Annotated in this window: 5 protein-coding genes; 1 reads left to right on the forward strand and 4 read right to left on the reverse strand. The window is 61.1% G+C overall.

Translation table 11 applies throughout. From position 1 onward, the window contains the following. The 4 genes from HLUSI_RS0120910 to HLUSI_RS0120925 all read right to left on the reverse strand — a co-directional run. On the reverse strand, window positions 1-842 hold an 842-nt coding region (locus HLUSI_RS0120910; RefSeq protein WP_016835801.1), incomplete at its 3' end, for a quinone oxidoreductase family protein. Between the two features lie 50 nt (window positions 843-892). Continuing rightward, window positions 893-1,672, reverse strand: a complete 780-nt coding sequence (locus HLUSI_RS0120915) for an SDR family NAD(P)-dependent oxidoreductase (RefSeq protein ID WP_029363842.1) — start codon at window positions 1,670-1,672, stop codon at window positions 893-895. Between the two features lie 11 nt (window positions 1,673-1,683). Then, window positions 1,684-3,177: an aldehyde dehydrogenase gene (locus HLUSI_RS0120920; RefSeq protein WP_016835805.1), complete on the reverse strand. Its 1,494-nt coding sequence runs from the start codon at window positions 3,175-3,177 to the stop codon at window positions 1,684-1,686. A 39-nt stretch (window positions 3,178-3,216) separates the two neighbouring features. Continuing rightward, a complete protein-coding gene (locus HLUSI_RS0120925) occupies window positions 3,217-4,455 on the reverse strand; it encodes a CaiB/BaiF CoA transferase family protein (RefSeq protein ID WP_016835806.1) in 1,239 nt (412 codons plus the stop codon). A gap of 170 nt (window positions 4,456-4,625) precedes the next feature. Between HLUSI_RS0120925 and HLUSI_RS0120930 the strand changes: the two genes are divergently transcribed. Then, window positions 4,626-5,057 (forward strand): LysR family transcriptional regulator (locus tag HLUSI_RS0120930; protein WP_016835807.1); only part of this gene is annotated, 432 nt, incomplete at its 3' end.

Genomic DNA, 5,057 nt, shown 5'->3' on the forward strand with positions numbered 1-5,057 from the left:
GCGCGGAAATCCTCGGCTTCGGCGGTGTATTGCGTGACCGTCGGACGCGTGACGAACAGCGAACCCTTGGCGCGCAGGTCCATCAGCGAAACGCTGCCCGGATCGCCGGACGGCCAGCCGTACGAGGCCACCAGGCCGAAACGCTGGGCGCAGTCGAGCGAGCGTGCGAAAGTCTCGGCGCCGATCGCTTCATACACGATGGCGGCGCCCTTGCCGCCGGATACTTCCTTCACCTTGGCGACGAAATCACCATCAGGAAGAATCACCTGATGCGGGCAACCGAAATCACGCAAGGCCTGCGCCTTTTCTTCCGAATCGACCGTACCGACCACGGTCACGCCGAGGTGCTTCAGCCATTGCACCAGGATCAGGCCGACGCCGCCTGCGGCCGCGTGCACCAGCGCGACATCGCCTTTTCCGATAGGACGCAGCCGGGTTGAGAGATACCAGGCGGTCAAACCACGGAACAGCGCACCGGCAGCGAGTTCCGCCGACAAGGACTGATCCGGCAGGCGGATCACGCGGTCCGCCGGGACGATACGCTCTTCCGCATAGCTGCCGGCGGTGAAGTACATGTAGGCGACCCGCTCGCCCTTCTTCAGGTGATCGACGCCGGCGCCGACTTCTTCGGCAATCCCGACACCTGCGAATCCCAGGCCGGTAGGCAGATTGGCCGGCAGCAAGCCTCCGCGGATCTGGGTATCGATGTAGTCGACGCCGATGGCTTCATGCCGTATGCGCACTTCACCTGCAGCCGGTGCGACGACGGGTGCGGTGACCCATTGCATCACCTCCGGTTCTCCGGTTTTCTCGACGACGATGCGTCCAAAAGTTTCGCTCATGAAAAGTCTCTCTTTGTTGTAGTGGGTTTAATAAAGCGCCTGACCAGGTCTTATTGCGCCGTCCAGCCGCCGTCTACCAGCAGACAGTGGCCGGTGACCATGGCGGCGGCCGGGGATGCCAAATACAGTGCCGCGGCGGCGATATCTTCCATCGTCGCCATGCGGCCCATCGGAATCTTCGACACCAGGAATTCGTGCTTCTCGGGCGTATCCACGATCCGGCGAATCAACGGCGTATCGACAAACGTCGGGCCGATGCTGTTGACGCGCACGCCCGTCGCGGCAAGCTCCACTGCCATCGCCTTGGTCAGTCCTTCGATCGCATGCTTGTTCATGCAGTACACCGTGCGATCCGGCGATCCCACATGGCCCATCTGCGACGAGACGTTGATCACGCAGCCGCCCTTAGCGACACGCGCCGGATCGGCCAGCATCTTGCGCACCGCCGCCTGCGACACCACGAAGCAGGCGCGCACGTTAAGATTGCACATGAAATCTAGGTGCGCGTCCGACACCTCCAGAAAGGGCTCCGGAATATTAGTGCCGGCGTTGTTCACCACGATGTCGAGTCCGGGCAATCCGTCGATCAGCCGGCGCACTGCATCAGAATCGGTGACGTCGCAAGCATGCGCATGCACGTCGCCACCCAACTCACGCAGTGCCGCCGCGGTGGCGGCAAGCTGCTCGCCGTTGAGCGACAGCATGTGCACCCGCGCGCCGCTGCCGGCCAGCGTGGAACTGATGGCGGCGCCGATGCCGGAACCGGCGCCCGTCACCAGCGCTGTTTTACCGTCGACACGAAATGACGGCATCATCAAGGATGGATTCATCGCAGTGCGCTTCAGCGAATGACGAATGGATCAGGCGTCTCGCTCGCAGTGCTGATCCAGACCGATTTGGTTTGCAGGTATTCGCGGATCGCCTCCATGCCGTTTTCACGACCGACGCCGGAACGCTTGTAACCGCCGAAGGGCGACATGTAGCTCACCGCACGATACATGTTGACCCAGACGATGCCGACCTTCAGCCGCTTGTGTAGCGACATCGCGCGCCGGATATCCTGCGTCCAGACGCCGGCGGCGAGGCCATAAAGACTGTCGTTGGCGATCCTCACCGCATCGTCGTCATCCTTGAACTTGATGATGCTCAACACCGGGCCGAAGACTTCTTCCTGCGCGATGCGCATGTCGTTGCGCACATCGGTGAAGATCGTCGGTTCGACGAATTGCCCGTCGCCGCATTCGGGCCTGCTTGCTGCTTTGCCGCCCAGCACGCAGGTCGCGCCTTCCTTCTTGGCGATGTCGATGTACTCAAGGATCTTGAGATACTGCGGCCCGGTCGTGACGGGACCGACTTGCGTGGCGGTTTCTTTTGGATCGCCCATGCGCGCCTTGCGTGCGTAAGCCACGAGCTTCTCCACGAATTCGTCATGTATCGATTCATGCACCAGCAGGCGCGATCCCGCCACGCAAGTCTGGCCGGTGGCCGCGAAGATGCCGGAGATGGCGCCCTTGACGGCGTCGTCAAGCTTGGCGTCGGCAAACACGATGTTGGCGGATTTTCCGCCGAGCTCCAGCGTCACATGCTTGAAGCCTTTGGCCGCCGCTTCGTAAATGCGCTGACCGCCGATCTCGCTGCCGGTGAAGCCGATCTTGGCCACTTTCGGATGCGAAACCAGGCGTGCGCCCACTTCATTGCCGAAGCCGGTCACAACGTTGAGCACACCCGCAGGGAAGCCGGCTTCGACGAATAATTTTGCCAGTTCAATCGCCGACGCCGAGGTGAATTCGGACGGCTTTAGCACGAAGGTATTACCGGCGGCAAGGCCGGGAGCCAGCTTGTTGACGGCCAGCAGCAACGGAGAATTCCAAGCGGTAATCGCCACGCAGACGCCCAGCGGTTCATGCGTGGTGAAGTTGAAGGTGTCGGCCTTGTCGATCGGCAAAACCGCTCCTTCGATCTTGTCGGAAAGGCCCCCGAAGTAGCGGAAGTATTGCGGCAGGTAACCCACTTGCGCGCGCATTTCCACGATGAGTTTGCCGTTGTCGCGCACCTCGGTTTGCGCCAGCTGCTCGGCGTCGCGTTCAATCAGGTCCGCCAGCCGGAACATCAGCAGGCCGCGCGCGCTTGCCGTCAACTTTCCCCATGGACCATCCAACGCAGCGCTGGCCGCCTCGACCGCGCGCTCCGCATCCGCCTCCTTGCCGCGCGGCAGCACCGCCCAAGTCTTCCCCGTGAACGGATCAGCCGACTCGAAAGTATCGCCGTCGGCGGCTTGCACCCACTCGCCGCCGATGAGCATGCTGTAGCGTTCGATTTCTTTGTTCGTACTCATGAATTTGTCCTTGTTGGTTTCAGGCAGACATCCAGCTTGTCAGATAACGCCGCTTGCTGCAGCGCTCTTCAATTGCTCCTGCGTCATGCCGAGTAATTGGGAGTAAACATCCAGATTGTCAGCGCCCAGCGACCTGCCCGCATGTCGAAAGGTGGCGGGCGTCTCGGACAGGCGCGGCACCGGCGCCGGCAGGACCAGCTCGCCGACGCGCGGATCGTCAACGCGAATCATGTTGCCGCGCGCACGATACTGCTCGTCCTCGAAGATTTCCTTGATAGAGTAAATCTGTGCACACGGCACGCCGCCGGCGCTGGTCGTCGCAGTCACATCGGCTAGCTGCTTGCTGCCGATCCAGTCGCCGACGAGCTTGTTGATCAGCGCGCGATTTTCGACCCTCACCGCGCTGGTGGGATACTGCATGGCTAGCTCGGGTTGCCCCATGACGACAGCAAGACGCTCGAACATCTTGTCGTTGGTACAGGCCAGCGCCACCCATTCACCGCTGCCGGTGCGGTAGTGACTGTGCGGCACGACATTGACGGTGTCGGCGCCCATGCGCTCACGCACGGTGCCGTATTTCGCATAGGCCGGCGCTATTTCATCGAGCAGACGGAATACTGACTCATACAATCCTAGGTCGATGAACTGGCCGATGCCTGAACGGTCGCGCTCGCGCAGCGCCGTCAGCACGCCGATCGCGCCCCACATGCCTGACACATAGTCGGCCATGGAGGTCGAACCCGGCACCACCGGCGGACCGTCGGCTTCTCCCGCCAGCCAGGACAGTCCGGCGAATGCATGGGCGATGCGCGCAAAACCCGGCTCGCCGCTCTTGGGGCCGGTCTGGCCGTAAGCGCTGATGCGCAGCATGATGAGCTTCGGGTTGATGGCGCGCAGCTCTTCGAATCCCAGGCCCCATTTCTCCAGCGTCCCCGGACGGAAATTCTCCAGCACGATGTCCGATTGCGCGACCAGTTCCCGAAACATCTGCGCACCTTGTGGCTGGCGCAGGTCCAGTGTGATGGCCTTCTTGTTGCGCGCCTCGCTCAGCCACACCAGACTGTCGCCGCATTCAGTGATGGTGCCGAACTTGCGCAGCGCGTCGCCGCCGGACGGTTGCTCCACCTTGATCACTTCCGCGCCAAAGTCGGCCAGGATGGTTCCGCAGAACGGCGCTGCGACGAACGTCGCAATGTCCAGCACACGCAGGTTGCTCAGTGCACCCTTGTTCGGTGTTGCGCTGTCGGAAGATGCAGTTTCATTTTTCTCTGAAGTCATACTTGCCTAATGTCCCGGCGCCGGCATGCAATTTTTCGGTATGCCTTGACGCTGTGTTGATCGGATAGACAAACTCTAAGTTTTCGACTGCGAACCAGCAAACGCTTTTATTCCGTCAATTATGTTGATTTGTTGCATAATAAAAAACGCACCTTATCCGGGACACGATCATGAAGCCTTCACCGAAGCTCCTCGCGAACGTCAATTTCAAGCTGTTGCAGACGTTTCTCCTTGTCGCCGATCAGAGTAGCTTCCGCATCGCTGCGGAGAAATCGTTCAGGTCGCCGTCCGCGGTCAGTGCGCAGATCCGCCAGTTGGAGGCCCAGCTCGGCGTTGCGTTGTTTCACCGCACGACGCGCAATGTGCGCCTGACCACCGAAGGCGAACAGCTGCTCGATTGTGCACAACGGGCGTTGATGGAAGTCGAATCGGGACTGCGCAAGATTCAGGAATCCGCCGATATACGACGCGGGCGAGTATCCATTTCGTGTTCACCGACCATCGCGGAAACACGCTTGGCGCGCGTGCTCGCGGCGTTCGAAAAAGAGTATCCCGGCATTGAAGTGTCAGTGCGCGAACTGACCTCGATGGCGCTGTTCTTG

The organism is Herbaspirillum lusitanum P6-12 (assembly GCF_000256565.1).
Lineage (GTDB): Bacteria > Pseudomonadota > Gammaproteobacteria > Burkholderiales > Burkholderiaceae_D > Herbaspirillum > Herbaspirillum lusitanum.